Annotated in this window: 23 protein-coding genes; 10 read left to right on the top strand and 13 right to left on the bottom strand. The window is 72.1% G+C overall.

Annotation, left to right across the window (positions count from 1 at the left end):
• Positions 1–112: 112 nt before the first annotated feature.
• Positions 113–2,683 (top strand): aminopeptidase N, encoded by a 2,571-nt coding sequence (pepN, locus tag ACZ7EC_RS06100; protein WP_471058652.1) that lies wholly within the window; start codon positions 113–115, stop codon positions 2,681–2,683.
• A 245-nt stretch (positions 2,684–2,928) separates the two neighbouring features.
• Positions 2,929–3,990 carry a hypothetical protein gene (locus tag ACZ7EC_RS06095; protein WP_471058650.1) on the top strand — a complete coding sequence of 354 codons (1,062 nt, stop codon included), beginning with the start codon at positions 2,929–2,931 and terminating at the stop codon, positions 3,988–3,990.
• 1 nt (position 3,991) lies between these two features.
• Here ACZ7EC_RS06095 and ACZ7EC_RS06090 read toward each other — a convergent pair whose 3' ends face one another.
• Both ACZ7EC_RS06090 and ACZ7EC_RS06085 read right to left on the bottom strand, forming a co-directional pair.
• A complete protein-coding gene (locus ACZ7EC_RS06090) occupies positions 3,992–4,207 on the bottom strand; it encodes a hypothetical protein (RefSeq protein WP_471058649.1) in 216 nt (71 codons plus the stop codon).
• A gap of 147 nt (positions 4,208–4,354) precedes the next feature.
• On the bottom strand, positions 4,355–5,086 hold the full coding sequence (locus ACZ7EC_RS06085; protein WP_471058647.1) for a Crp/Fnr family transcriptional regulator: 732 nt from the start codon (positions 5,084–5,086) through the stop codon (positions 4,355–4,357).
• A 104-nt stretch (positions 5,087–5,190) separates the two neighbouring features.
• Between ACZ7EC_RS06085 and ACZ7EC_RS06080 the strand changes: the two genes are divergently transcribed.
• Together ACZ7EC_RS06080 and ACZ7EC_RS06075 are read left to right on the top strand one after the other, a co-directional pair.
• Complete coding sequence (locus tag ACZ7EC_RS06080) at positions 5,191–5,928, top strand: nucleotidyl cyclase domain-containing protein (RefSeq protein ID WP_471058645.1); 738 nt, start codon at positions 5,191–5,193, stop codon at positions 5,926–5,928.
• 10 nt (positions 5,929–5,938) lie between these two features.
• Positions 5,939–6,382 (top strand): hypothetical protein, encoded by a 444-nt coding sequence (locus ACZ7EC_RS06075; RefSeq protein ID WP_471058643.1) that lies wholly within the window; start codon positions 5,939–5,941, stop codon positions 6,380–6,382.
• A 77-nt stretch (positions 6,383–6,459) separates the two neighbouring features.
• Here ACZ7EC_RS06075 and ACZ7EC_RS06070 read toward each other — a convergent pair whose 3' ends face one another.
• Complete coding sequence (locus ACZ7EC_RS06070; protein ID WP_471058641.1) at positions 6,460–7,587, bottom strand: serine hydrolase domain-containing protein; 1,128 nt, start codon at positions 7,585–7,587, stop codon at positions 6,460–6,462.
• A gap of 102 nt (positions 7,588–7,689) precedes the next feature.
• The gene (locus ACZ7EC_RS06065) at positions 7,690–9,438 is read right to left on the bottom strand and encodes a TIGR03767 family metallophosphoesterase (RefSeq protein ID WP_471058639.1); all 1,749 of its coding nucleotides are present in this window, start codon (positions 9,436–9,438) and stop codon (positions 7,690–7,692) included.
• Positions 9,439–10,004: 566 nt separating this feature from the next.
• Between ACZ7EC_RS06065 and ACZ7EC_RS06060 the strand changes: the two genes are divergently transcribed.
• Complete coding sequence (locus ACZ7EC_RS06060) at positions 10,005–11,021, top strand: aspartate-semialdehyde dehydrogenase (RefSeq protein ID WP_471058637.1); 1,017 nt, start codon at positions 10,005–10,007, stop codon at positions 11,019–11,021.
• A gap of 61 nt (positions 11,022–11,082) precedes the next feature.
• On the opposite strand, the gene pepN (ACZ7EC_RS06055) is transcribed toward ACZ7EC_RS06060, so the two are convergent.
• The 4 genes from pepN (ACZ7EC_RS06055) to ACZ7EC_RS06040 form a co-directional block, all read right to left on the bottom strand.
• Entirely contained in the window at positions 11,083–13,653 is a 2,571-nt protein-coding gene (gene pepN / locus ACZ7EC_RS06055; RefSeq protein WP_471058635.1) for an aminopeptidase N, read from the bottom strand.
• Positions 13,654–14,015: 362 nt separating this feature from the next.
• On the bottom strand, positions 14,016–14,564 hold the full coding sequence (locus ACZ7EC_RS06050) for an NUDIX hydrolase (RefSeq protein WP_471058633.1): 549 nt from the start codon (positions 14,562–14,564) through the stop codon (positions 14,016–14,018).
• 12 nt (positions 14,565–14,576) lie between these two features.
• Complete coding sequence (locus ACZ7EC_RS06045; RefSeq protein WP_471058631.1) at positions 14,577–15,701, bottom strand: adenosylhomocysteinase; 1,125 nt, start codon at positions 15,699–15,701, stop codon at positions 14,577–14,579.
• The gene (locus ACZ7EC_RS06040; RefSeq protein ID WP_471058629.1) at positions 15,688–16,107 is read right to left on the bottom strand and encodes an ATP-binding protein; all 420 of its coding nucleotides are present in this window, start codon (positions 16,105–16,107) and stop codon (positions 15,688–15,690) included. Before ACZ7EC_RS06040 ends, ACZ7EC_RS06045 begins: the two co-directional genes overlap by 14 nt.
• Before the next feature lie 156 nt (positions 16,108–16,263).
• Here ACZ7EC_RS06040 and ACZ7EC_RS06035 point away from each other — a divergent pair, with 156 nt between their 5' ends.
• Positions 16,264–16,806 carry a UTRA domain-containing protein gene (locus tag ACZ7EC_RS06035; RefSeq protein WP_471058627.1) on the top strand — a complete coding sequence of 181 codons (543 nt, stop codon included), beginning with the start codon at positions 16,264–16,266 and terminating at the stop codon, positions 16,804–16,806.
• On the top strand, positions 16,803–17,588 hold the full coding sequence (locus ACZ7EC_RS06030) for a GntR family transcriptional regulator (protein WP_471058625.1): 786 nt from the start codon (positions 16,803–16,805) through the stop codon (positions 17,586–17,588). The genes ACZ7EC_RS06035 and ACZ7EC_RS06030 overlap by 4 nt, the downstream gene beginning before the upstream one ends.
• Positions 17,589–17,701: 113 nt before the next feature.
• Here ACZ7EC_RS06030 and ACZ7EC_RS06025 read toward each other — a convergent pair whose 3' ends face one another.
• Entirely contained in the window at positions 17,702–19,213 is a 1,512-nt protein-coding gene (locus ACZ7EC_RS06025) for an FAD-dependent monooxygenase (RefSeq protein WP_471058623.1), read from the bottom strand.
• Positions 19,214–19,344: 131 nt separating this feature from the next.
• Here ACZ7EC_RS06025 and ACZ7EC_RS06020 point away from each other — a divergent pair, with 131 nt between their 5' ends.
• Positions 19,345–19,944: a TetR/AcrR family transcriptional regulator gene (locus ACZ7EC_RS06020; protein WP_471058621.1), complete on the top strand. Its 600-nt coding sequence runs from the start codon at positions 19,345–19,347 to the stop codon at positions 19,942–19,944.
• A gap of 110 nt (positions 19,945–20,054) precedes the next feature.
• Here ACZ7EC_RS06020 and ACZ7EC_RS06015 read toward each other — a convergent pair whose 3' ends face one another.
• Genes ACZ7EC_RS06015 through ACZ7EC_RS06005 form a run of 3 tightly spaced genes read right to left on the bottom strand, consistent with a single transcriptional unit; the run spans position 20,055 to position 22,827 of the window.
• The gene (locus tag ACZ7EC_RS06015) at positions 20,055–20,336 is read right to left on the bottom strand and encodes a hypothetical protein (protein ID WP_471058619.1); all 282 of its coding nucleotides are present in this window, start codon (positions 20,334–20,336) and stop codon (positions 20,055–20,057) included.
• Positions 20,337–20,394: 58 nt separating this feature from the next.
• Positions 20,395–22,539, bottom strand: a complete 2,145-nt coding sequence (gene malQ / locus ACZ7EC_RS06010) for a 4-alpha-glucanotransferase (RefSeq protein WP_471058616.1) — start codon at positions 22,537–22,539, stop codon at positions 20,395–20,397.
• Entirely contained in the window at positions 22,540–22,827 is a 288-nt protein-coding gene (locus ACZ7EC_RS06005) for a hypothetical protein (protein WP_471058613.1), read from the bottom strand.
• 129 nt (positions 22,828–22,956) lie between these two features.
• On the opposite strand from ACZ7EC_RS06005, the gene ACZ7EC_RS06000 reads away from it, so the two are divergent.
• Positions 22,957–23,502, top strand: a complete 546-nt coding sequence (locus tag ACZ7EC_RS06000) for a PadR family transcriptional regulator (protein WP_471058610.1) — start codon at positions 22,957–22,959, stop codon at positions 23,500–23,502.
• Between the two features lie 121 nt (positions 23,503–23,623).
• Here ACZ7EC_RS06000 and ACZ7EC_RS05995 read toward each other — a convergent pair whose 3' ends face one another.
• On the bottom strand, positions 23,624–24,160 hold the full coding sequence (locus ACZ7EC_RS05995; protein ID WP_365578184.1) for an HNH endonuclease: 537 nt from the start codon (positions 24,158–24,160) through the stop codon (positions 23,624–23,626).
• Between the two features lie 326 nt (positions 24,161–24,486).
• Between ACZ7EC_RS05995 and ACZ7EC_RS05990 the strand changes: the two genes are divergently transcribed.
• A complete protein-coding gene (locus ACZ7EC_RS05990) occupies positions 24,487–25,602 on the top strand; it encodes a mechanosensitive ion channel family protein (protein WP_471058607.1) in 1,116 nt (371 codons plus the stop codon).
• Positions 25,603–25,628 lie beyond the last annotated feature (26 nt).

Here is a 25,628-nt window from a genome sequence, read left to right as displayed (position 1 = left end):
CACGGATCAACGGCGTCGTCGCGGAGCGCATTCCCCGGTGCTTCCGGTCAGGAGCGCATGGCAGGATCGGTCCTGTTCAGCCCCCATCACGCGATCACAAGGGAGTGCCGCCGTGCCCGGTGAGAATCTTTCCCGCGAGGAGGCCCGCGAGCGGGCCGCGCTGCTGTCCGTCGACGGATACGACGTGTCCCTCGACCTCCGGTCGGCCGTCGGCGACGGGGACGGCGAGCCGCGCACCTTCCGCTCGGTCACCACGATCCGCTTCCGCTGCAACGAGCCGGGCGCCTCCAGCTTCGCCGACCTGATCGCGCCGAGCGTGACCGCGGTGTCGCTCAACGGCAAGGACCTGGACCCGAGCGAGGTCTTCGACGGCGCCCGGATCACGCTGGAGGACCTGGCCGCGGAGAACGAACTGGTGGTCGACGCCCGGTGCGCCTACTCCCGCACCGGCGAGGGGCTGCACCGCTTCGTGGACCCGGAGGACGGCGAGGTCTACCTCTACACGCAGTACGAACCGGCCGACTCCCGGCGGGTGTTCGCCAACTTCGAGCAGCCCGACCTCAAGGCGCCCTTCCGTTTCGAGGTGCGCGCGCCCGAGGGCTGGACGGCGTGGAGCAACGGCGCCGGTGAACTCGTCGACGGCGTATGGAAGTTCGCGGAGACGAAGCCGATCTCGACGTACATCACCTGCGTGGTGGCGGGGCCGTACCACTATGTGACGGACTCCTACTCGCGCACGCTCGCGGACGGTACGACGCTGGAGATCCCGCTGGGTGCGATGTGCCGCAAGGGGCTCGCGCCGCACTTCGACGCCGACGACGTCTTCCTGGTCACCAAGCAGGGCCTGGACTTCTTCCACGAGAACTTCGACTACCCGTACCCGTTCGGCAAGTACGACCAGGCGTTCGTGCCGGAGTACAACCTGGGCGCGATGGAGAATCCGGGCCTGGTGACCTTCCGCGAGGAGTACATCTTCCGCGGGAAGGTGACGCAGGCGTCGTACGAGGCCCGCGCCAATGTGATCCTGCACGAGATGGCGCACATGTGGTTCGGCGACCTGGTCACCATGGCCTGGTGGGACGACCTGTGGCTGAAGGAGTCCTTCGCGGACTTCATGGGCACGTTCGCCAACGTGGGCGCGACCCGCTTCAAGGACGCCTGGATCACCTTCGCCAACCGCCGCAAGGCATGGGCCTACCGCGCGGACCAGCTCCCGTCCACGCACCCGATCACCGCGGACATCCGCGATCTCCAGGACGCCAAGCTGAACTTCGACGGCATCACCTACGCCAAGGGCGCCTCCGTGCTCAAGCAATTGGTGGCGTACGTCGGGCAGGACGCGTTCCTGGAGGGCGCCCGCCGCTACTTCAAGCGGCACGCGTACGGCAACACGCGCCTCGGCGATCTGCTGTCGGTGCTCGGCGAGACCAGCGGCCGGGACATGACGGCCTGGTCGCGGTCCTGGCTCCAGACGGCCGGGGTGAACGCGCTGACCCCGCAGGTGCTCGTCGGGGACTCCCGCGTCGCCGAGCTGGTGGTGCTCCAGGAGGCCGCCGGGTCGCATCCGGAGCTGCGCCCGCACCGGGTCGCGGTGGGCCTGTACCGGCTGACCGGGGACGGCTCCCTTGAGCGGTACGCGCGGGCGGAGACGGACGTGGAGGGCCCTCGCACGGTCGTGGCGGACCTCGCCGGTGCCGAGGCCCCGGACCTGGTGCTGGTCAACGACGACGACCTCACCTACTGCAAGATCCGCTTCGACGCGGCCTCGCTGGACACGCTCCGGGAGCACCTGGGCGGCCTGACCGACCCGCTGGCGCGCGCCCTGTGCTGGTCGGCGTTGTGGAACATGACGCGGGACGCGCTGCTGCCGGCCCGTGACTTCATCGCGCTGGTGCTGCGGTTCGCGAGCCACGAGTCGGACATCGGCGTGCTCCAGATGCTGCACGCGTGGACCCACACCGCCCTGGACCGCTATGCCGCCCCCGAGTGGCGCAAGGAGGGCGGCGCGCTGCTCGCCGAAGGCGCGCTGCGTCAGCTGCGGGCGGCCGCGGCGGGCAGCGAGCACCAGCTGGCCTGGGCGCGCTTCTTCGCCTCGACGGCCTCGGCCGAACCGGACTTCGCGCTGCTGAAGGTGCTGCTGGACGGCACGGCCTCGATCGAGGGCCTGGAGGTGGACCAGGAACTGCGCTGGGCGTTCCTGGAGCCGCTGGCCGCCCACGGCGTCGCCGACGAGTCCGTGATCGCCGCCGAGCTGGCCCGCGACGACACCGCCTCCGGCAAGCGCCACCAGGTGCGGTGCCTGGCCGCCCGTCCGTCGGCGGCGGTCAAGGCGCAGGCATGGGCGCAGGTGGTGGAGTCCGACACGCTGTCGAACGCGCTGGTGGAGGCCACCATCGCGGGCTTCGACCAGCCGTCCCAGCGGGAGCTGACCGCGCCGTACGCGCCGAAGTACTTCGCGGCCATCGACCGGGTCTGGCAGGAGCGTTCGATCCAGATCGGCATGGACATCGTCAGCGGGCTGTTCCCGGCGCTCCAGGACCGGCCGGAGACGCTGGCGGCCACGGACGCGTGGCTCGCGGCGCACGAGGACGCGGCGCCGGCGCTGCGGCGGCTGGTGCTGGAGGCACGGGACGACCTGGCGCGGGCGCTGCGCGCGCAGGAGCGCGACGCGCAGGCCGGGTGACCCCCGGCCCCTGAGCTATGGCCCAAGCTTTGGCCCGAGCTTTGGCCTGAGCTTTGGCGGCCGGTGACCGTTACGGGACCCGGACCCGCGAGGCCGTAACCCCTGGTCCGCACCCGAGCGGACCAGGGGTTTCCGGTGTGCTTTCGGCCTCCGAACACCTGACCTTTAGTACTACCTTGTCCGCATTCTTCGACGACCGTGTAACAGCGGTTACCAGGGGGATCAGGGGTGGGCATCGGAAGGGCATGACGCACAATGCACCGCTCTCCTCCCGCCCCCTCGGTCCCCTCGGCCCGCTCGCCGGGCCCCAGCAGCGGGTCCTGACCACGGCCCAGTTGCGCGCCCACGGGGTGACCGCGGCCGAACTGTCCGGGCGCTGCCGTCCGGGCGGGCCTTGGTCCCAACTGCTGCCACACGTCTACTTGTTGCACCCCGGACCGCCGACGGACGAGGAGCGGCTGCACGGCGCCCTGCGGTACGCGGCCCGTGAGCCCGCGCCGGGCGTCCCGGCGCAGCCGACCGGACGGCACGCGCACCGGCCGCCCTACCCCGGCGCGGTGCTCACCGGCCTCGCGGCGCTCGCCCTGCACGGGTTCGCACAGACGCCGCTGCCGGACCTGGAGCACATCGACGTGCTGGTGCCCCGGCAGCGCCGGCTGCGCTCCACCGGCTACGTGCGCGTCCTGCGCACCGCCGACCTGCCGGCCCCCGTCACGGTGACCGGGCTGCCGGTGGCGCCGGTGCCGCGCGCGCTGGCGGACGCGGTGGCCGGGCTGCGGGACGGGACGGAGGTGCGGCGGCTGCTGACCGAGGCGGTGCGCGGCGGACACTGCGAACCGGCCGCCGTCGTACGGGAGTTGACGCGCGCCAAGCTGCTGACTCTGCCGCATGTGGTGGACGCGGTGGACTCGCTGGTGGCGGAGGGCCGCGCGATCGCGGAGAGCCGGCTGTACCGGATGGTCCGCGCGTACGGGCTGCCGGACCCGCTGTGGAACGTCGATCTGCGGCTGCCCGGCGGCCCCCGCCTCGGCGCCCTGGACGCGTACTGGCCGGACCAGGCCGTCGCGGTCGAGCTGGACACCCGGACGCGGCACGAACACGCGGAGGACGGGGCGGACGAGGACGCGGAGTGGTCGCACCACGCCCGCAAGCGGGAGCACCTGGAGCGGCTGGGCATCACGGTCGTGCACCTGACCCCGAGGAAGCTCAGGGACGCGATGGAGCAGCAGGCGGCGGTGGTCCGTACGGCCCTGATGGCGGCGGACGACCGCGAGCCCGCCGCCTACGTGGTGGTCCTGCCCCGGTAGTTCAGGCCCCCTCCGGCGGGTCGTCGTGGTGGACGTGCAGGTCGCCGTTCATCACGGTGAAGACGGTGCCGTGGTCGTTCGCGGTGTTGTTCTGGACGGGACCGGCCGGCTCCGGGGCGCTCTCGGGGGCGGCCCCGCGGACCTCGACGCGGTTGTCGTTCCCGGCGACGACGGGCCCGGAGGCGTCGCCGCCGATACGGATGCTGTGACGGGACATGGGGTGCCTTTCCGGGGCGGTGGTCGCGTCGGCGCCCTGTCGCCACACTAGCCGCGGACGGGCACCGGAATGGCGTCGAAGTACGGTTTTCCCGGCCCGGCTTCGAGCGGCCGCGCAAGGGCCGGCAGCACACCCCCACAAGGGAGTTCAAGGTTCCGGGTAGGCGATGCGGTACAGCAGGGCGAGGTCCTCGACGCGGACGCTGCGGTACCCGGTGGCGACGGCGCCCGAACGGCGCAGCCCGCGCAGCGCCTTGTGCACGCTGGGCTCGGCCGCGCCCGCCAGGGTGGCCAGTTCGGGCTGGGTGATCGGCCAGTGGATCACCGCGCCCGCGCCCGCTCGCTCCCCGTAGGTCACCGCGAGGTGGTGCAGCACCCGCGCGAGGCGGGTGCCGACGTCGCAGCCGGTGAAGTTGACGCGGTGGGCGTTGGCGAGGCGCAGCTTGGCCACGATGGCGCGGTTCACGGCGTCCGCGATCCGCGGGTCCCGGCGCAGGCAGTCCAGGAAGGCCGCACGGGTCGTCATGCGGGCGACGACCGGGCCGCAGGTGGTGACCGTGGCCGAGCGCGGGTTGCCGTCCACGGCGGCGAGTTCGCCCACCAGATCGCCGCCCATCCGCACGGCGAGCAGGGCGTCGCGTCCGTCGCTGGTGCGGCCGGTGGCCTTGACCACGCCGTCGAGCAGGAGCAGCACGAAGTCGGTGCGGTCGGCCTCCCGCAGGAGGGTCCGGTCCGCGTCGTAGCGCACCCGCGTCCCCAGGGCCAGCAGCCGGGCGCGCGCGTCCGCGCCGAGGCCGCCGAGCAGGCTGGGCGCCGGCCAGTCCCACTCCTCGCGCGGCCTGCGTCCGGCGCGCGCGACGGGCCGTGTGCCGTCCACCATGGCCCCAGTATCCCCGCCGAACCCCGTATTCCGACGAGTTGTGCGCGCGCCGGTGCGGGAAGACTGGGGTACGCCGCCCCCGCCGCCGAGCCGAAGCAGGTGCCATGAACGACGCGTTGGAGTACCGGGCCGTGCTGGCCGTGGACATCGAGCGGTCCGCCGGGCGCGGGGACCGGGCGCTCCTGGAGATCCGGGCGCGGCTCGCGCAGATGCTGCGGGAGGCGTTCGCGGCGAGCGGCATCGACTGGGCCGCGTGTCTGCGCCATGACCTGGGCGACGGACTGCGGGTGACGGCACCGGCGGGCACCCGCAAGGCGGCGCTGGTCCATCCGCTGGTGCCCGAACTCGTACTGCGGCTGCGCACGTACAACCGGGGGGCCTCGCCGCTGACCGGGATCCGGGTGCGGATCGCGCTGCACGCGGGCGACGTCCACGTGTCCCCGGACGGGACGGTCGCCGGGAGCCCGCTGGAGGTCCTGGCCCGGCTGCTCGACGCGCCGCCCGCACGGGCCGCGCTGGCGGAGGCGCCGCGGACGGTGCCGGCGTCGTTGCTGCTGTCCGGGCACTTCTACGACGAGACGGTGCGGCACGGCCACCTCGGCCTGTTCCCGGAGGACTTCCGCAAGGTGGCCTTCACGGTGAAGGAGCACACCGCCGACGCCTGGCTCCAGTTGCCGGGCCACCGGCTGGAGCCGGACCCACAGGACGTCCGGGACACCGCCGAGGGGCCGGAGGCGGGCGCGGTGGCCGGTTCGAAGATGGTCAACAAGGCCTCCGGCCACGGCGTCGTCTACGCCACCCAGCACGGCACCCAGCACATCCGGATCGACGGGAAGCAGTGAGGAAGGCCGTATGAACGACGAACTGACGGTGCTCGCCGAGGCCGGGGCCGCCGCCGTGGTCACCGCGATGGCCACCGACCTGTGGCAGGAGACCCGCGGCGCCGTCGTCGCCCTGTTCCGCCCGGACCGCCGCCGCCGGGCCGCGCTGGAGAACCAGCTCGACGGCAACGCGGCGCTCGTCCGGCAGGCCGCGGACCCCGAGGCCGCCCGGCGGGCGCTGTTCTCCTACTGGACCCTGGAGCTGACCGCGCTCCTCCGGCGCGACCCGGCGGTCCGCGCCGCGCTGGAACGCCTCGCGGCGGCCGCCGGGGACGGCCCCGGCGGCGGGACGCGGGAACGGGTGCTGCGGCAGACGAACACGGCACGGGACTCCGGGACGGTCTTCGCCGTACAGCAGGGCGATCAGCACGCCTACGGCCCGCACGGGGACGCGGCCGAGCGCGCGCAAGGCTAGGGCCTCTCGTTTGGATCTTGCCGGGCTCGCGGGCCCTGGCACCGCGCCCTGATCCGGCCTGATCCAAACGAAAGACCCTAGCGCCCGCAGTACTCGGCCTCCAGGACCGCGTCCGTGTGCCCCGCCCAGTCGCCGTTGAAGTTCAGCGCCAGCGTGTGGCGGCCGTCGGGGGTCGAGGCGGCGACCGAGGTGGAGCCCTGGATGTCGCCGGTGTGGGTCCAGACGTGGACGCCGCAGGACAGTCTCCGGTCCATGAGCCCGAGACCGTAGCGGACGTCCGGGGCCGTGCCGACCGCCACGGTGGTCTTCATCTCGGCCAGTTCGCGCGCGGGCAGCAGCCGGCCGCCGAGCAGGGCGGCGTAGAACCGGTCCAGGTCGGCCGAGTCGGAGATCATCGCGCCGGAGGCGCCGGCGAGGGAGGGGTTGAGCTCCGTGACGTCGTACGGCTCCCCCGTCGGGTCACCGAACGTCGAGTAGGCCCGTCCGGCGGGCCGCGGGACACCGGCCGCCGTACCGGGTACGGAGGTCGCGGTCAGCCGCAGCGGATCGATGAGGCGGCGGGTGATCTCGGTGGCGTACGACCGTCCCGTCGCCTTCTCGACGACCATCCCGGCGATCACGTAGTTGGTGTTGGAGTACCGCCAGGAGGCGCCCGGCGCGAAGTCGGGTGCGTGGCGCAGGGCGACGGCCACCAGCCGGCGCGGGGTGAGGGTGTCGTAGCGGTGCTTCCGGAAGCCCTCCTCGGTGAGGTACCGGGCGCGGAAGTCCGGGTCGGCGGTGTAACCGGGGATGCCGCTGGTGTGGTCGAGGAGCTCGCGCAGGGTGATCCGGCGTCCGTCGTTGCCGTGGCCCGCGACGAGACCCGGCAGCCATCTGTCCACGGTGTCGTCCAGGGACAGCCGGCCCTCCGCCGCGAGCTGGAGCATGACGGTGGCGACGAAGGTCTTGGTGAGGCTGCCGACGCGGTAACGGTCGTCCGGCGAGCGGGGCTTGCCGGTGCGCAGGTCGCCCGTCCCGGCGGCGGCGGACCAGGTGCCGCGGGCGTCGTGGACGGTGACGATCGCGCCGGGCACGCCCGAGCGCACCGCCGCCTCGACGGCGGCGCGGGTCGCGGCGTGGGCCGGGGCCGCCGGGGCCGTGAAGGCCGTCGCCAGCGCCGTCGTCAGCAGCAGGGCGGCGCCCGTCAGAGCCGTGCGGAACGGCATGGCTTGCCCCCAACCGGTGGTGTGTGGTCGGGGGACGATACCCGTACGGCCCGCCCGGAGGTCGTCCCGGCGCGGATACCGGCCCTTCCGGAGCAGCGGATATCAGCCCTTCTGGAGCACCAGTTCCGTGTTGCGGTCGGCCAGCGCGCCGGCCAGGTTCGTCTTCGCGCCGGGGGCGTTGAAGGCCAGCTCCCGGTAGAGGGAGGCGAGTCCGGTCTGGGAGAAGTCGGTGAAGTCGGTGCGGGCCGGGGCGGCGGACTCGATCAGGGTGGTGAACAGGGAGACCGTGCCGTCCTTGTTGTCGACCAGCTCGATGATGCGGGCGAGGTGCGGGTGGTCGATGTGCGAGGCGGTGGAGATCTCCCAGAAGGAGCGGCCCGCGCCGTTGCGGTGCGGGGTGATCTCGTTCTCGTGCTTGTGTCCGTTGACCCAGGCCAGCACGTTGGCGTGCCGGGACAGCAACGTGACCAGCTCGGCGCCGGTGTGCCGCTTCTCGTCGGGGCGGGCCGGGTCGGGGCGGGTGTTGATCATCGAGTCGCTGGTGTGGTGGCTGAAGACGACGGCGTAGGAGTCCTTGTTGTCCTGCAGCGTCTTGTTCAGCCACTTCAGCTGTGCGGTGCCCACGGAACCCTGGTAGTGGCCGCCGGCGTCGGTGGTGTCCAGGCTGATGCCGATGACGTCCTCGGCGATCCGGAAGGCGTAGTACTGGGTGCCCGCGTCCACGTTCGCCGAGGAGTAGCCGTGGCCCACCGGACCGTGGCCCTGGTAGGCCGGGTCCAGGTGGGCCCTGAGGTACTCGTCGGGGGTGTACAGGGCGCGCGACTCGTCGGGAGTGACCGAACGCATGCCGCTCGCGTGGGACATGAGGAAGTCGCGGTAGGCGGTGCCCTTGGGGTCCTTGCCGCTCCAGATGGAGTCCTGGAGCTTCTTGGCGTCGGCGGCGCTCACGCTGTACAGCTTCTTGCCGCCGATCGCGGCCTCGGCGAGATAGGGGTCGCCGTGGGCGCCGTACAGGCCGAGCGGGAGGGCGTCGTGGTTGCCGACGGTGGAGTACCAGGGCAGGTTCAGGCCGGGGCTGCGCACCTCGCGGATCGCGGCGGCGAGGAAGCCCTCCAGGTGCGGGAAGCCGAGCGCCTTGTCACCGTCCCCGGCGGTGGACTCGGGCTGCCAGTACAGGGGCAGCCCGCTGTTCTGCACACCCTCGTAGTGTCTCGGGTCGCCGGTGTCGGGGGTGATCCGGCCGCCGCTCATCACCTTCATGAACCACTCCAGCTCGCAGCGCGCGTTGTTGTCGGTGTTGTCGCCGGTGGTCATCACGAACTGGAGCGGGGCGCCGGTGACGGGGGCGCCGCGCAGCGCGTTGACCCGCTCCACCAGCGAGACGGCGCCGGGCACGGTGAGCGCCTCGTGCGGGCGCCAGACGTCCTGGTGGGCGGCGCGCAGGTACTCCAGGCGCAGCGGGTGCTGCACATCCTGCAGGTGCAGGTCGGTGAACTGCACGAACGCGGCGAGGGCCGTCCGGCGCTTGTCGCGGCCCACCCTGGGCCTGGCCAGCTCGGTGCGGATGACGCGCGGCCAGCCGGGGCCGTCGGCGAGGCGCCGGTAGCCGGAGCCGTGCGGGGTGGAGACGGTGGCGAGGGTGGTGCCCTTGCTGTAGGGGGCGAGCGAGGCGGCGGCCGGGCGGGACCGGGCGACCGGGGTCTGCCCGGCGGCGGTGGTGGCGGCCTCGCTGTCGGTGGGGCGCAGGGCGCAGCCGACGCCCGCGGCGAGCGAGACCGCTCCGGCGGCGGTGAGGAGGGTACGGCGGTCGATCCCCGCGACGGAGGCGGCGGCAGAGCGTAGGCGCGACATGGTGCGATCTCCCCGAGTGCGAACGCGTCGGCAGTGGCCGCGGGCCGTCACGGACGCGAACGCCCCGCTTGCTATGGACTGTTGGCAACCGGGATGGCATCCATGCGAACGGCACTGCAACACGCGGGGCCGATCACCGTACGCGGATCTGCGGCGCCCGGCCCGGCCATCGACTCGTCCGCGCGCCGTCCGGGACCGGTCGCCTGCCGTTCAACTACCGGGGTACGCGTGCCTTCCCGGCCTGCGGGCACGTCATCCGCCGGCACCCCGGCAGGGCCGCCCCGATCCGGGCGCGCGCCGCCGTCGGGCAGGAAGCCGGCGGCAGGCAGAGGCGTACGTCACGCGGCCGGCAGAGGCATACGTCACATCGTCGTATGAGCGCGACCCGCATGGGCAGGGGCGGCGAGGGGAGGCTGGGGATCCCGGAACCGTCCCCGCGGCCGGTGGTGTCCCACTCCTCGGGCACATGTCGCAAAGAATTGGACAGGTGGACCGGGGTCGGCCGCATCATGGAAACGCCCCGGTCATCCATGGGGCACGGCAGAAATCGGACAGAGGGAGTCGTCGTGAGGGTCGGAATCGTCGGAGCCACCGGTCAGGTCGGCACGGTCATGCGCAGGATCCTCACGGAGCGCAACTTCCCGGTCACGCAGCTGCGCCTGTTCGCCTCGGCCCGCTCGGCCGGGACGGTGCTGGACGGCGTGACGGTGGAGGACGCGGCGACCGCCGACTACTCCGGCCTCGACATCGTCCTCTTCTCCGCGGGCGGCGCGACCTCCAGGGCACTGGCCGAAAAGGTCGCCTCGCAGGGCGCCGTGGTGATCGACAACTCCTCGGCGTGGCGCCGGGACCCCGAGGTGCCGCTGGTCGTCGCCGAGGTGAACCCGCACGCGATCGCCGACCGCCCCAAGGGCATCATCGCCAACCCGAACTGCACCACCATGGCCGCGATGCCGGTCCTCAGGCCGCTGCACGAGGAGGCGGGCCTGGAGGCGCTGGTCGTCGCGACGTACCAGGCGGTGTCCGGGTCCGGGCTCGCGGGCGTGGCGGAGCTGCACGGCCAGGTGCAGAAGGTCGCCCCCGAGGCCGACAAGCTCACCCACGACGGCGCGGCGGTCGACTTCCCCGAGCCCGCGGTCTACAAGCGCCCCATTGCCTTCAACGTGCTCCCGCTGGCCGGCTCGATCGTGGACGACGGTCTGCACGAGACCGACGAGGAGCAGAAGCTGCGCAACGAGTCCCGCAAGATCCTGGAGATCCCCGAGCTGAAGGTCTCCGGCACCTGCGTGCGCGTCCCGGTCTTCTCCGGCCACTCCCTCCAGATCAACGCCCGGTTCGCCCGTCCGATCTCCCCGGAGCGCGCCACCGAGCTGCTCGCGAAGGCTCCGGGCGTCGCCCTCTCCGACATCCCGACCCCGCTCCAGGCGGCCGGCCAGGACCCGTCGTACGTCGGCCGGATCCGCGGCGACGAGACGGTGGACAACGGCCTCGCGCTGTTCGTCTCCAACGACAACCTCCGCAAGGGCGCCGCGCTGAACGCGGTGCAGCTCGCGGAGCTGGTGGCGGCGGAGCTGTCCGCCTGACCCAGGGCATGCGAAGGGGCGCCCGGCGAGCCGCCGGGCGCCCCTTCCCCTTCTCGGGGTGCTACTTGGCGGCGCCGTCCGCGGCCTGGGCCTTCAGCGCCCGCTCGACGCCCGCGCGGGACTCGGAGACCAGGCGGCGCAGGGCCGCGGAGGGCTCGGCCGAGGCCAGCCAGGCGTCCGTCCGCTCCAGAGTCTCGGCGCCGACCTGGAGGGACGGGTACAGACCGATGGCGATCTGCTGGGCGATCTCGTGCGAACGGGAGTCCCAGGCGTCCTTGACGATCTCGAAGTACCGCTCCGCGTACGGCGCCAGCAGCTCCCGCTGGTCCGTCTGCACGAAGCCGCCGATCACGGCCTCCTGCACGGCGTTCGGCAGCTTGTCGGAGTCGACCACCGAGGACCAGGCCTCCGCCTTCGCCTCCTCGGTCGGCCGGGCCGCGCGGGCGGTGGCCGCGTGCCGCTCGCCGGCGGCGGTCTTGTCCCGCTCGTACTCGCCGGCGATCTCCGCCTCGTCGTACCGGCCGACCGCGGCGAGGCGCTCCACGAACGCCCAGCGCAGCTCGGTGTCCACGGTCAGGCCCTCGATGGTCTGGGTGCCGTCCAGCAGGGCCTCCAGGAGGTCCAGCTGCTCGGGCGTGCGCGCGGTCGCGGCGAAGGCCCGCGCCCAGGCCAGCTGGTGGTCGCCGCCCGCCTCGGAGCTGCGCAGGTGCGCGAGCGTGGCGTCGGTCCAGCGGGTGAGCAGGGACTCGCGGGCGGCCGGGTCGGCGTACAGGTCGAGGGCCAGCTTCACCTGGCGGTGCAGCGACTGCACGACGCCGATGTCGGACTCCTTGCCGATGCCGGAGAGCACCAGCGAGAGGTAGTCGCGGGTGGCCAGCTCGGCGTCCCGCGTCATGTCCCAGGCCGAGGCCCAGCACAGGGCGCGCGGCAGGGACGCCTCGAAGTCGCCGAGGTGCTCGGTGACGAAGGCGAGGGAGTGCTCGTCCAGGCGGACCTTGGCGTACGACAGGTCGTCGTCGTTGAGCAGGATGACGGCCGGGCGGGTCCGGCCGGTCAGCTGCGGTACGGCGGTCAGCTCGCCGTCCACGTCCAGCTCGATCCGGTCGGTGCGCACCAGTTTGCCGGCCGCGTCCAGGTCGTACAGGCCGATCGCGATGCGGTGCGGGCGCAGGGTCGGCTCACCCTGGGCGCCGGCGGGCAGCGCGGGGGCCTCCTGGCGTACGGCGAAGGAGGTGATGACGCCGTCCCCGTCCGTCTCGACCTCGGGCCGCAGGACGTTGATCCCGGCGGTCTCCAGCCACTTCTTCGACCAGGTCTTCAGGTCGCGGCCGGAGGTCTCCTCCAGGGCGCCGAGCAGGTCGGACAGGCGCGTGTTGCCGAACGCGTGCCGCTTGAAGTACGCCTGCACGCCCTTGAAGAACTCGTCCTCGCCGACGTAGGCCACCAGCTGCTTGAGGACGGAGGCGCCCTTGGCGTAGGTGATGCCGTCGAAGTTGACGAGGACGTCGTCCAGGTCGCGGATGTCCGCCATGATCGGGTGCGTGGAGGGCAGCTGGTCCTGCCGGTACGCCCAGGTCTTCATGGAGTTGGCGAACGTGGTCCACGAGTGCGGCCAGCGCGAGCCGGGGGCGGCGGCCTGGCAGGCGATGGAGGTGTAGGTGGCGAACGACTCGTTCAGCCACAGGTCGTTCCACCACTCCATGGTGACCAGGTCGCCGAACCACATGTGGGCCAGCTCGTGCAGGATCGTCTCGGCCCGCACCTCGTACGCCGCGTCGGTCACCTTGGACCGGAAGACGTACTGGTCGCGGATGGTGACCGCGCCGGCGTTCTCCATGGCGCCCGCGTTGAACTCGGGCACGAACAGCTGGTCGTACTTCTCGAAGGGGTACGCGTAGTCGAACTTCTCCTGGAACCAGTCGAAGCCCTGCCGGGTGACCTCGAAGATCGCGTCCGAGTCGAGGAACTCGGCGAGCGAGGGCCGGCAGTAGATGCCGAGCGGCACGCTCTGGCCGTCCTTCTCGTACACGCTGTGCACCGAGTGGTACGGGCCGGCGATCAGCGCGGTGATGTACGACGAGATGCGCGGGGTCGGCGCGAACGTCCAGACGTTGTCGACCGGCTCGGGCGTCGGCGAGTTCGACACCACCGTCCAGCCCTCGGGCGCCTTCACGGTGAACTGGAAGGTGGCCTTCAGGTCCGGCTGCTCGAAGGAGGCGAAGACGCGGCGGGCGTCCGGGACCTCGAACTGGGTGTACAGGTACGCCTGCTCGTCGACCGGGTCGACGAACCGGTGCAGGCCCTCGCCGGTGTTGGTGTACGCGCAGTCGGCGACGACCCGCAGGACGTTACGGCCCTCCAGCAGACCCGGCAGCGTGATCCGCGAGTCCGCGAACACCTCGGCCGGCTCCAGCCGGTCGCCGTTGAGCACGACCTCCTGGACGGCCGGGGCGACCAGGTCGATGAAGGACTCCGTCCCGCCGCGGGCGACGTCGAAGCGCACCGTGGTCACGGACCGGTAGGTACCGCCCTCCTGCGCGCCGGAGAGGTCGAGATCGATCTCGTACGAGTCAACGTTGAGCAGCTCAGCCCGCTGCTGCGCCTCTTCGCGAGTCAGGTTTGTGCCAGGCACGCGGTCATCTCCTCGTTTATGTGTGGTTGCGCCATCCTTCCATGCCGTCCGGTGGAAACGCGATGTCCGTTTCCCGCCGGTGAGGTGGGCCGCGCCGCCGGAAGGCGGACTCCTGACGCACCCTGCCCCGGAGCCCGCGTCCGCCCACGTGCGGACGGTGGAGTACGGGTGCTTCCGGCACGAGGCCCACCGCAACCGACCGGCCGGTCCGGCACCGGCAGCCGGTATCCGACCTCTTCGGTGCCGGCCGGCCACTCCTGCCGGCGAGAGCAGCCGGAAGACGGCCCAGCTCGTGGGGGGGCGGCCCGGTCGTGGGCACGCAGGGCACGGGCGGAGGAGTCCGGGGCGGGGCCGCAGGCCGCTCATCCGCGCAGGGCGCCGAGGAGCCGGCCGCGCAGGATCACGTCCTCGATGGTCTCGGCCGGGCGCCAGGCCGCCGCGCTCACTTCATCGGTCTGCAATTCGCCGATATCGGCCGAGGTGCGGAAGAGGAACCGGAAGTCGAAATGCTGGTGCTCCGGCTCCCCCTTGGCCGCGTTGGCCCGGATGGGATGAACATCGATGTGGACGGGAGAACGCCCAGCCGGGACGACAGCGGCATCGGAGATGCCCGTTTCCTCGGCCAGCTCACGCAGTGCGGCGGCAGGAAGGCTGGTGTCGTCCGGTTCGAGGTGTCCGCCGGGCAGCAGCCAGCGGTCGAGGGCAAGATGCTTGACGTGGAGTACCCGACCCGCAGGGTCGACGAGGATCGCCCCGGCCGTGGCGTGTCCCCGGAACTCCTTGCGGCTGGTGAGATCCGTCGACGGCGCGTCGAGGAGTGTCGAGACACAAGCGAGCCGTTCCTTTTCCGCCGGGTGGAGATCGAGGTACTCACCGAGAGTCTCTCGGATGTGGTCGGCTGTGATGGGCACCGTATGTCTCCTTCACCGGTTGAAGTAGTCGAGCCAGGTCGCGGCGATGGTGGTGCGATCAGCCCGGCTGATCTCGTGCATACCAGAGTCGAGTTCGCCGCGTGCGAGTACCGCGGAGGCGGCAAGGATTTCGGCCTGCACGAGGTAGATGAACGGTCCCACGCTGGCGCCATGCAGGAAGTTGACGGCGTTGCCGCCGTTGAGCAGGTAGAAGTAATGCCCCGTTGTCGTGTAGCGAGTGATATGCCGGCCGACGAGGAAACGCTCGTACACGTCGGTCAGTCCGACGAGATCGAGTTCATCCTCACTGCTCGTCACCGTGGCGACGTATGCACCGTTCCGCAGTTGCCCGAAGTCCTCACTGCGTAAGGACAGGGCTCCCGTGGCACACAGCACCAGCCCCGCGCCTTCCAACCCGTCCCCGAGTGCTCCTACAACCTTGAAACCCTGAGAGAGCGCCTGTGCCCGGCGGACGGGGTCGATGTCGTACACGGTGACGCGTACGCCCTTTGCGTGCAGCAGACGCGCGATGCTCGAACCGAGTTTGCCGAAACCGATGACGAGCGCCACGCGGCCGTGCAGGATGTCGCCGCGATCCCGGATGAGCGCCTCGGTCGAGAACACGACCGACTGACCGACGAGGAAGTCCTCGGGGTCCTTGAGCGGTGAGCGCGCCACCGATACGACGGGGCAGGGGAGTTTTCCCAGCTCGGCGTAGCGCCGGTGACCGTTCTCGGTGTCCTCGACCACACCGAGGACTCGTCCCGAGAAACGCTCGCAGAGTGCGTGCAGCGAGGGGGCGAAGTAGCCGCCCACATCAAGCAGGACGATCGGTCGGCCGGCGGCGCGGGACTCTACGTACCGTACGGCCCGGTCCGGTTCCGCGAACAGCTCACGCGACAACTGGTCACAGACGTGCCCACCGCTCTCCACCTCGCGGGCTGCCTCGGCGTGAACGGACTTGGGCTTGGGCAGCAACGCCCTGAGGTCCGTCATCCCCGCCACTCCTCGCACGAAAGCCGGGCGTTCGGGGAGCAGATGCGTGATCAGCAATGCGGCGGGGCGTTCGAGGGGCTTGAAGTGCGCGGTGATGCGCCCGAAATACGCATCGATCCGAGCACGTTCAGACGCTTCCATCAAGCACCCCCGGTGACGCGGAGAGAGCCGACTTGAAGACCGCCCACACCGTTTTGCCGGGGTTGTGCCTGGTGACGCCGTACTCGTCGGCGAGAGCCGCCACCAGTAGTAGACCTCTACCCCGGCATTCCTCGACCGAGCCACGGACGGTCTCCGGGTACCCGCCCCCGCTGTCGCGCACTTCGAGCCGGATCAACGGGCCGTCCCCGACGAGCGCCAGACTGAACTCACGCCCCGGCGGGACTCCGTGCACGACGGCGTTGGTAGCTAACTCCGAGACACAGAGCCGCACATCGTCGTGCCGATCGCGGTAGCCCCAGTCCGTCAGGGTCTGGAGTGTGAACGCGCGTGCGGCTCTCACGGATCTCCGCGTGCGAGGGAATCGCTGTTGCCGTGACAGAGACATGGCGCAGCACCACCTTGCTCTCTAGGTGAGCGGTTCGCGGGCTACCGTACCACTTTTCGCGAAAGGCAGATAGGTGCATGCTGGAGACGACGAGAGCTGATGAATTGATTCACCTACGGTGTAGGCGGCAGCGATGACGTGCGACAGGAGGACACCTTGAGCAGCAGCACGTGGGTCAGTAGCTCGATGCCGTACCTGACACCACGGGAGCGGGGGCAGTCCGATGCGTGGGCGGCCGAGGCCGCGGCGCGCGGGGGCAAGGGAAGTCAGCGGATCGTGCGGGCCGGGGAGGTGCCCGCTCCCCGGGAGGTCGCCGCCCTGCTCGGGGTGGCCGCCGGAGAGGTCGTCGTCGTACGGCGCCGGGTCATCGAACTGGACGGTGAACCATGCGAGTTGACGGACACCTACTACCCCGCCGACATCGCGCGGGGCACTCCTCTCGCCGGGACCGGAAAGATCCGCGGCGGAGCCGTGACCCTTCTCGCCGGGCTCGGTCACGTCGGCGCGCGCGTCCGGGAGGACGTGACCGCCCGCCTGCCCGCCCCAGAGGAGCGCGACACCCTGCGCCTCCCACCGGACGAGCCGGTCCTCGAACTGAACAGGGTCACCTTCGACGGCGACGACCGGCCCATCCAGGTCGACCTGATGGTCATGCCGGCTCACCGGCAGCGACTGCGCTACGAGATGCGGATCGGATGACCGTGCCCACCACCGACATCAGCCCCAGCGCCGACGACCGGCGATCCTTGCACGAGCGGATCGCCGCCGACCTCCGCGACGAGATCATGAGCGGCGATTTGGCGCCAGGCGCGAGCCTGCCCTCGACCGTCCAGCTCAAGGCCCGTTTCGACGCCTCGAATGCCACCATCCAGAAGGCCGTCCAACTTCTCAAGGACGAGCGGCTCGTGGTCGGGCGTGCCGGTGCGGCGGTCACGGTCCGCGAACACCGCCAGCGGACCATCCGGCCGGCCGCCACCATGGCTCCGGCCGAGCACGGCAAGCCGTACCGCTGGCTGACGGAGACCCCAAAACCGGGCTCTCAGGCTCACAGCACCCTGCTCGACGTAGCCGAGGCGCGTCCTCCCGCGGATGTCTCGGCGGCCCTGGGTATCGCCGCTGACGGGACGGCCTTGCTACGGCACCAGGTCCTCTCCCTCGATGGCGAACCCGTCGAGCTGGTCAAGTCCTACTACCCCCTGGCCATCGCCCGGGGAACCGCCCTCGTGGAAAGGCGGAAGATCAGGGGCGGTACGCCCACCCTGCTCGCGGAACTCGGCTTCCCACCGCGTCGAAGCGTGGACCGCGTCTCCGCGAGGGTCCCCACGCAGGAGCAGTACCAGGCGCTGCGTCTGCCCAGCGACCTCCCCATCCTCCGGACCCTGCGCGTGGTCTACGGCGACGGCGATCACCCCCTCGAAGCCACCGTCATGGTCAAGGCCGGTCATCTTTACGAGTTGCAATACGAGTTCACCGCAGATTGACCCCGCTCGTCGCGGTGGAAAGCGCGTCGATCGCGAGGCCGCCCGCAGAGGGCGGGCGGCTCTGCGGGCGGGGAACGACCCGCCGGGGGTTAACTCGCGAGAGCCCCGGAGGATCAGCGGGTTCGGGCAGCCTGCGTCAGGGTCGGGGGGCCCAAGTAGGCGGTCAGGGTGGCTTCGAGGGTGGCCGGGGCCGGAGGTGTGTCCGTGGCCCAGGCCGCGTAGCCGTCGGGGCGGATCAGGAGGGTGGTGCGGCGTGGGCTCGACCAGTGGGCCGTGGTCAGGCGGTCGGGGCGGGGCGCGGCCGGGGGCTGGTCGGCCGGGGTCACCAGGACGAACCGGCCGGCGCGCAGGGCCTCGTAGAGACGGATGCCGTCGGCGAGACGGAGGTCGGGGACGCGGGTGCCGGTGAGCGGGTGGGCGCCGCGGGGCGCGGGATAGCGGTAGCCGATGCCGGTGATCTGGGCGGTGGCCTTGCGGCGGAGGGGGCCGACGGTGTTCAGGAGCCCGGTGAGCGCGCCGCGGGCGGCCCGGCTCCAGGGATGCTTGGCCATGGCCAGCCGCACGATCCCGCCGCTGCTGCGCAGCACCGACGTGCCGACGGGGTGCCGTTCGGCCTGGTAGGTGTCGAGCAGGGCCGGGTCCGCGTGCCCGACGAGCACCGCGGCCAGCTTCCAGCCGAGGTTGGCCGCGTCCTGGAGTCCGGTGTTCATGCCCTGCCCGCCGGCCGGGGTGTGCACATGCGCCGCGTCCCCGGCGAGGAACACCCGCCCGGCCCGGTACGCCGGTGCCTGCCGCTCGTCGCTGTGGAAGCGGGACATCCAATGGGCGTCGTGCATCCCGTAGTCACGGCCGAGCGCGAGCCGGGTGATCTCCTTGACCTCGGCCAGGTCCAGCGGCTCGGTCTCGGGCACGTCGCGGCCCCGGTGCCAGCCGATCACCCGGTGGTACCCGTCCCCGAACGGCGCGAGGAACGCGAACGCGTCGCCCACCGCGTTGACCGTGAGCAGCCCCTCCGGCTGCTCGGCCAGCTTCACGTCGGCCAGCACGACGGACCTGATCACCGACTTCCCCGGAAACGGCAGCCCGGCCGCGCCGCGCACCGCGCTGCGCATGCCGTCCGCGCCGACGACGTACGCGGCCCGCAGGGTGTCCGTACGGCCATGCGGGCCACGCGTTTCGACCGTCACCCCGTCCGCGTCCTGGACGAGCCCGGTCATCTCGGTGTCGTACCGGAACTCCGCCCCCGCCTCTGCGGCCCGCCGCGTCAGCGCCTTCTCGACCTCGTACTGCGGGATGACGAGGAGGTGGTTGAAGCGGGAGGGGAGGTCGGCGAGGTCGATGCTGAGGCGGCCGAAGAGGCGGAGCCGGTCGAGGGTGCGGCCGGTGGCCTCCAGCTCGTCGGCGAGTCCGCGGGCGTCGAGCTGTTCGAGGGTACGGGCGTGCAGGACGAAGGCGCGCGAGAGGTTGTTGATCTTCCGGGGGCGCTTCTCCAGCACGGTGACCGGGATGCCGGCGGTGGCGAGATCGCCGGCGAGGAGGAGACCGGTGGGGCCGGAGCCGACGACGATCACTTGCGCGGGGGCGCGGAGGACAGGGGGGACGGGGGTGTCCACGGTGCCGGTCATGGTGGCCTCCTAGGGGCGCCAACACCCGTTGGTCAACACTTGTTGGCCAACGTTCGTTGACAACGGTAGTGCGTGCCGGAGCGACGGGTCAACGCTTGTTGGCCTACGAGCGTGGGCCTACGCTCGGTGACGTGACCGAGAAATCCCCGCCGCCACCCGCGTCCCCGTCCGCCCCCGCGCCCCGCCGCTCGGACACCACCCGCGCCGCTATCCTCACCGCCGCCCGCGAACGCTTCGCCGCCGACGGCTACGACCGGGCCACCATCCGCGCCATCGCCAAGGACGCGCGGATCGACCCGTCGATGGTGATGCGCTACTTCGGCAGCAAGGACGCCCTGTTCGCCGCCGCCATCGAGGTCGATCTACGCTTCCCCGACCTGACACCGGTGCCCCGCGACGAGGTCGGCCGGGCCCTCGTGGGGCACTTCCTGGACTTGTGGGAGGGGAACGATCAGCTGCGGGCCGTGCTCCGGGTCGGCGTCGCCGATCAGGCCGGGGCGGAGCGGATACGGGACATCTTCCGGGAGCAGCTGCTGCCCGTGGCCCGGCAGGTGTGCCCCGACCCCGAGCAGGTCCCGGCGCGCGCGGCCCTGTGCGCCGCCCAGCTCCTCGGCCTCGCCCTGACCCGCTACATCCTCCACATGCCGGCCGCACAGGCACTGACCAGGGAGGAGCTGGTGGTGTGGCTGGCCCCGACCGTGCAGCGGTACCTCACCGCGCCGCACCCGTGAGCCGCACCCGCACGGAAAACGCCGGGGGCGCCGACCTCGCCCGTGTACGTGGCGCGCACGTAGCGACGGGAGGTCAGACGCCCCCGGCGTGGAAACCGCTGTTCCGGCGATCAGGCCTTGGCCTGGGCGTCGGGCTTGACGTTGATGTTGGACGAGGTGGTCTTGCCCTTGGGGCGGGACTTGTCCAGCACCATCACCAGACCGGCGATGATCCCGAAGATGACCAGCGGGAGCAGGACGTACAGACCCAGCGTCTGGGCGACGCTGAGGCCCGGACCGGGGTCGTCGCCGTCGTCGCGGATCAGCGCGAGCGCAGGGGACGACATGAGCAGCATCATCAGCGTCGTACCGGCGCCCAGGGTGCCGGCGCGCAGGGCGTTCTTCTTGTCCACGATCTCAAGTTAGCGAATCACCCGGAAGCACGCGCGCGCGGGGTACCGTAGCGGCCCCTCACCCTCCCCTGAGCTGGGCGAACACCTCCAGGAGCGCGCGCAGGCGCGGAGCGGCCGTCAATTCCTCCAGCGGCACCGCCCGACCCGAGCGGTCCGCGACCGGCAACCGCCAGTTGGGGTATTCGTCCCAGGTGCCCGGCAGATTCTGCGGGCGGCGGTCGCCCACCCCGTCCGGGAGCCAGACCCCGATCAGCCGGGCCGGGGTGCGCAGCAGGAACCGGTGGACGGCGCGCACCTCCGCCTCCTCGTCGGTGCCGGGCGGCCCGGTCGCCGTACTGTCCACCAGCCCGAGGCTGCCCAGCAGGGCGAGCCATTCGGCGGCGTCGGCGACGGCCTCGGCGCGTTCCTCGGCGGCGGGCCGGGTGAGCAGCCCGAGCCGGTCGCGCAGCTCGACGTGGTCGCCGGTGAGGCGGGCGGCGGTGGGCGGCAGGTCGTGGGTGGTGGCGGTGGCGAGGCAGTCGGCGCGCCAGCGCTCGGGGGGCAGCGGGCGGCCGTCGCCGGTCCAGTCGCGTTCGAACCAGAGCACGGAGGTGCCGAGGACCCCGCGCCGCTGGAGGGTCTCGCGGACGCCGGGGGCGACCGTGCCGAGGTCCTCGCCGATGACGAGGGCCCCGGCGCGCCCGGCCTCCAGCGCGAGGACGGCGAGCATGGCCTCGGCGTCGTAATGGACGTACGTGCCCTCGGTCGGCGGGCTGCCCTCGGGGACCCACCAGAGCCGGAACAGGCCCATGACGTGGTCGATGCGCAGGGCGCCCGCGTAGCGGAACAGGGCGCGCAGGAGGTCGCGGTAGGGGGCGTAGCCGCAGGCGGCGAGGCGGTCGGGGCGCCAGGGCGGCAGGCCCCAGTCCTGACCGCGCGCGTTGAAGGCGTCCGGGGGCGCGCCGACGGTCATACCGGCGGCGAAGACGTCCTGCTGGGCCCAGGCGTCGGCGCCGGTGGGATGCACACCGACGGCGAGGTCGTGCACGATCCCGACCGGCATCCCGGCCTCCCGCGCGGCGCGCTGCGCGGCCCGCAGCTGCCCGTCGGTGAGCCAGGCGAGACGGGTGTGGAACGCGACGCGGCCGGCGTGTTCGGCGCGGGCGCGGGCGGTCTCCTCGGAGCGGGGGTCGCGCAGGCCGCCGGGCCAGGTGGTCCAGTCGGGGCCGTACGACTCGGCGAGGGCGCAGTAGGTGGCGTGGTCGTCGAGGGCCTGGCCGTGGGCGGCGCGGAAGGCGTCGTAGGCGGCCTGCCGGCCGGGGCCGAGGGGGACGGCGAGGACCGTCTCCAGTGCCTCGCGCTTGAGTTCCCACACCGCGTCGCGGTCGATGAGGGCGCCCTTGTCGAGCACGGCGGCGCGCAGCCGGGCGGCGCGTTCCAGGAGCCCGGCGAGCCGCTCGCGGTCCTCGGCGTACGCGTACTCGGGGACGTCCTCGACGCGCAGGTGCACGGGGTCGGGGAAGCGCCGGGAGGACGGCCGGTACGGCGAGGGATCGGTGGGCGCGCCGGGCACCGCCGAGTGCAGCGGGTTGACCTGCACGAACCCGGCCCCGGCGACCCTTCCGGCCCAGCCCGCCAGCTCGGCGAGGTCCCCGAGGTCGCCCATGCCCCAGGAGCGGCGGGAGAGCAGCGAGTACAGCTGGACGAGGAGTCCGTAGGAGCGTCCGGGCGGCGCGGGCAGCCGGTCGGGGGCGACGACGAGGTGGGCGTGGCCGGTGCGGCCGTCGGGGGCGAGGGCGGTGATCCGGTGGACGCCGAGCGGGAGCCCGGCGACGAGGGCCGCGCTCGCGGGGTACGACTCCTGGCCGCGCCCCTCGTCCCCGTGCGGCCCCGGCACGTCCGCTTCCCGCTCCTCCCCCTGCTCCGTCTCGACGCGCACGCGGGTGCCGGGCGGCAGGGCGGTGAGGGCGGCGGGGTCGTGGCTGTCGCCGGCCCAGTGGACGACGGTCGGCGGCAGCAGGCGTTCACGCAGCGCGCGTTCCCGGTCGGCGAGCGCGGCGCGGACCGCTTCGGGGGTGGCGGCGTCGACGCCGAGGGCGTGCAGCGCGGCGGTGACGGCGGAGGCGGGGACGGTGACCGTACGGTCGGGGGCGGGGCTGTAGGAGACGGCGATTCCGTGCAGCTCGGCGAGCCGGGAGAGCTCGTCCGTGCGCGCCCCGCTCATCTACGACCCCGCCGCGTAGGCGTCCGACTCGCTGGTCAGGGTGCTGGTGTCGGGGAGCGGGGGCTCGCTGGTCAGGGGCTCGGCGGCGGGCAGCGGGGGCTCGCTGGTGAGCGGTGCGGTGGTGGCGGCGGCCTCCGCGTTGAACGCGTACAGCCGGATCTCGCCGGTCTCGGTGGACTCGATCGACTCGATGGTCTCGGCGGACGTCTCCGCCAGGGGTTTGCGCGGGGTGCCGGTCCGGCCGTGTTTCCACTGGGCCGGGATCGGGGTGCGGGCCGGTGCGGCCACGGGGGCCTCCCTTGTCTGGGTCTTCGGGGTCGTCTGTCCGGTCTTCGGGGGGTCATCGCAGCCCTACCCCGTGAGCGCCGCCGCACTCACTATTCACTCAGTACATGTATCTGATGAATACTGATCACCATGAGCCCCCGGCACATCCTCCTGGGCCTGCTGGAGGCGGGGCCGAGCCATGGCTACGACCTCAAACGCCGCCACGACGAACGCTTTCCGGGGGCCCGCCCACTGGCCTACGGGCAGGTCTACACGACGCTGCGACGCCTGGTCAGGGACGGTCTGGCGGAGATCGAGGGGACGGACGCGGACGGCGGTCCCGAGCGCACGCTGTACCGCTCGACGGCCGCGGGCGCACGGGAACTGGCCCGCTGGGCCGGTGAGATCGCCCCGCCCGCGCCGTTCGTGGCGAACGAGATCTTCGCCAAGCTCGTGGCCTCCCTCCTGGCCGGCGGCGACCCGGCCGCCTACCTGCGCGCCCAGCAGGCCGCCCACAAGGCGCGGATCCGGGAGCTGACGGCGGTGAAGGCGGATCCGGCCGCCGACCTGGCGACCGTGCTCTGTGCGGATTACGCCCTGAACCACCTCGACGCCGACCTGCGCTGGATGACCACCACGGGTGCCCGGCTGACCACTCTGGCCCCGGAGGTCGCACCGGCACGAAGAACGCGGTGAGCCGGGCGAGGATCTCCAGCTTCATGGGCGCCGGTGAATCCGGGACCGAGGAGCCGTAACGGCGCGCGACGGGGCGCCCCGCCTCCCGAGGGGCGGGGCCGGGACGCGGGAGCCCGGAGCGTCAGGCGGAGATGCCGTCGATCCGGGCCATGGCGTCGTCCGCGCCGTACGGCTGCAGGTAGGGCAGCCAGCGCGGGTCCCTGTGGCCGGTGCCGATGATGCGCCAGGCCAGACCGGTGGGCGGGGCCGGTTTGTGGCGCAGGCGCCAGCCCAGTTCGACGAGGTGGCGGTCGGCCTTCACGTGGTTGCAGCGGCGGCAGGACGCCACCACGTTGTCCCAGACGTGCTTGCCCCCGCGGCTGCGCGGGATGACGTGGTCGACGCTGGTTGCGACGCCACCGCAGTACATGCACCGGCCCCCGTCCCGTGCGAACAGCGCACGGCGGGTGAGCGGGACGGGCCCTCGGTAGGGGACCCGGACGAATCGCTTGAGCCGGACCACGCTGGGTGCGGGGACTGTGACGGTCGCGCTGTGCATAAAGGCGCCGGATTCCTCGAGGGAGACGGCCTTGTTCTCCAGGACGAGGATGAGCGCGCGGCGGAGCGGTACGACGCCGAGCGGCTCGTACGACGCGTTGAGGACCAGGACATGCGGCACGGGTGCCTCCTTGGGCGTCGGCGGCGCGTGGCTCGCGCCGGGACGATCTGCGGCCAGTCTCCCCTCATGCCTGGTGGTGGCGCCACCATGTCCCGGTAACGGGCTGGGAGTGTTTTCGACCACAGGTGATACATCCCCGGGATCAGGGCCTGTTCAAGCCAGGGTGAGCCGTGTCTCTCCTGCGCCCCTCCTTGGCGGAACCGCACAAGGCACTCACAATGCCCCGTTAGTGTGGTGGTGCTGGCCGTCCGGTGATCTTTTCGTGACCTTCGCAGACCCTGCCCGCCCCACCGGTACGGACCGTGCAGCACCTGGAGGTACCTGCCGTGTCGTCCTTGCCCGTGGTCCTGCTGGCCGCCGGGGCCTCCCCGTCCTCGGCCCCGTCGCCCTCGCCGTCCGGTACGGCGCCCGCGGTGCCGACGCTCCAGGACGCGCAGGAGAGCGCGACGAACGCGGCGAGCTGGGTCGAGCAGAACTGGTCGACGTGGCTCGCCATGGGGTTGCAGATCCTGCTGATCATCGTGGTGGCGGTCGCGCTGCGCTCAGTCGTGCGGCGGGCGATCACCAAGCTGATAGAGCGGATGGCCCGCACCGCGCAGGCCGTGGACGGCACCGCGCTCGGCGGGCTGCTGGTCAACGCCGAGCGGCGGCGGCAGCGGTCGGCGGCGATCGGGTCCGTGCTGCGCTCGGTGGCGAGCTTCCTGATCCTCGGTACGGCGGCGCTGATGGTGCTGTCCACCTTCAAGATCAACCTGGCGCCGCTGCTGGCGTCCGCCGGTGTCGCCGGTGTCGCGATCGGTTTCGGCGCGCGGAACCTGGTCACGGACTTCCTGTCCGGCGTGTTCATGATCCTGGAGGACCAGTACGGCGTCGGCGACGTGATCGACGCGGGCGTGGCCACCGGCGAGGTGATCGAGGTCGGTCTGCGGGTGACGAAGCTGCGCGGTGCCGAGGGCGAGATCTGGTACGTCCGCAACGGCGAGGTCAAGCGGATCGGCAACCTGTCCCAGGGCTGGGCGACGGCCGGCGTCGATGTGACCGTGCGGGCGAGCGAGGACCTGGACAAGGTCAAGGCGACGCTGGACGAGGTCGCCGAGAAGGCGAGCAAGGAGGAACCCTGGAACGAGCTGCTGTGGGGCCCGATCGAGGTCCTCGGCCTGGACTCCGTGCTCATCGACTCCATGGTGGTCCGGGTCTCCGCCAAGACGATGCCGGGCAAGTCCGTCGCCGTCGAGCGTGAGCTGCGCTGGCGCATCAAGCGCGCGTTCGACGAAGCCCACATCCGGATCGTGGGGGGCGCGACGGCGGTCGAGGACGCGGAGGACACCCCCGATCCGTCGGCCGCGGTGGCCGCCCCCTCCGCCTTCTCCAACGCCGACTCCCCGCAGTCGATGGCCGCGACCCCGCTCACGACCCAGCGGACGGCCCCGCCGAAGAAGTAGCGGAGCGGCCCGGCGCACTCCCGGCA

The sequence above is a fragment of the Streptomyces sp. NPDC037203 genome, from assembly GCF_055605065.1.
Note: the sequence above shows the minus strand (reverse complement) of the source record. Positions and strands in the feature narration are given on the sequence as shown.

What these genes read in the sequence shown, in the direction of transcription:
- ACZ7EC_RS06095 (WP_471058650.1), top strand. Translation starts at nt 2,929, where the DNA reads ATGACGCACAATGCACCGCTCTCCTCCCGCCCCCTCGGTCCCCTCGGC.
- ACZ7EC_RS06040 (WP_471058629.1), bottom strand. Translation starts at nt 16,107, where the DNA reads ATGTCTCTGTCACGGCAACAGCGATTCCCTCGCACGCGGAGATCCGTG.
- ACZ7EC_RS06085 (WP_471058647.1), bottom strand. Translation starts at nt 5,086, where the DNA reads ATGGTGGACGGCACACGGCCCGTCGCGCGCGCCGGACGCAGGCCGCGC.
- ACZ7EC_RS06070 (WP_471058641.1), bottom strand. Translation starts at nt 7,587, where the DNA reads ATGCCGTTCCGCACGGCTCTGACGGGCGCCGCCCTGCTGCTGACGACG.
- ACZ7EC_RS06075 (WP_471058643.1), top strand. Translation starts at nt 5,939, where the DNA reads ATGAACGACGAACTGACGGTGCTCGCCGAGGCCGGGGCCGCCGCCGTG.
- malQ (WP_471058616.1), bottom strand. Translation starts at nt 22,539, where the DNA reads ATGAGCGGGGCGCGCACGGACGAGCTCTCCCGGCTCGCCGAGCTGCAC.
- ACZ7EC_RS06030 (WP_471058625.1), top strand. Translation starts at nt 16,803, where the DNA reads ATGACCGTGCCCACCACCGACATCAGCCCCAGCGCCGACGACCGGCGA.
- ACZ7EC_RS06090 (WP_471058649.1), bottom strand. Translation starts at nt 4,207, where the DNA reads ATGTCCCGTCACAGCATCCGTATCGGCGGCGACGCCTCCGGGCCCGTC.
- ACZ7EC_RS06000 (WP_471058610.1), top strand. Translation starts at nt 22,957, where the DNA reads ATGAGCCCCCGGCACATCCTCCTGGGCCTGCTGGAGGCGGGGCCGAGC.
- ACZ7EC_RS06025 (WP_471058623.1), bottom strand. Translation starts at nt 19,213, where the DNA reads ATGACCGGCACCGTGGACACCCCCGTCCCCCCTGTCCTCCGCGCCCCC.
- ACZ7EC_RS06045 (WP_471058631.1), bottom strand. Translation starts at nt 15,701, where the DNA reads ATGGAAGCGTCTGAACGTGCTCGGATCGATGCGTATTTCGGGCGCATC.
- ACZ7EC_RS06080 (WP_471058645.1), top strand. Translation starts at nt 5,191, where the DNA reads ATGAACGACGCGTTGGAGTACCGGGCCGTGCTGGCCGTGGACATCGAG.
- ACZ7EC_RS06065 (WP_471058639.1), bottom strand. Translation starts at nt 9,438, where the DNA reads ATGTCGCGCCTACGCTCTGCCGCCGCCTCCGTCGCGGGGATCGACCGC.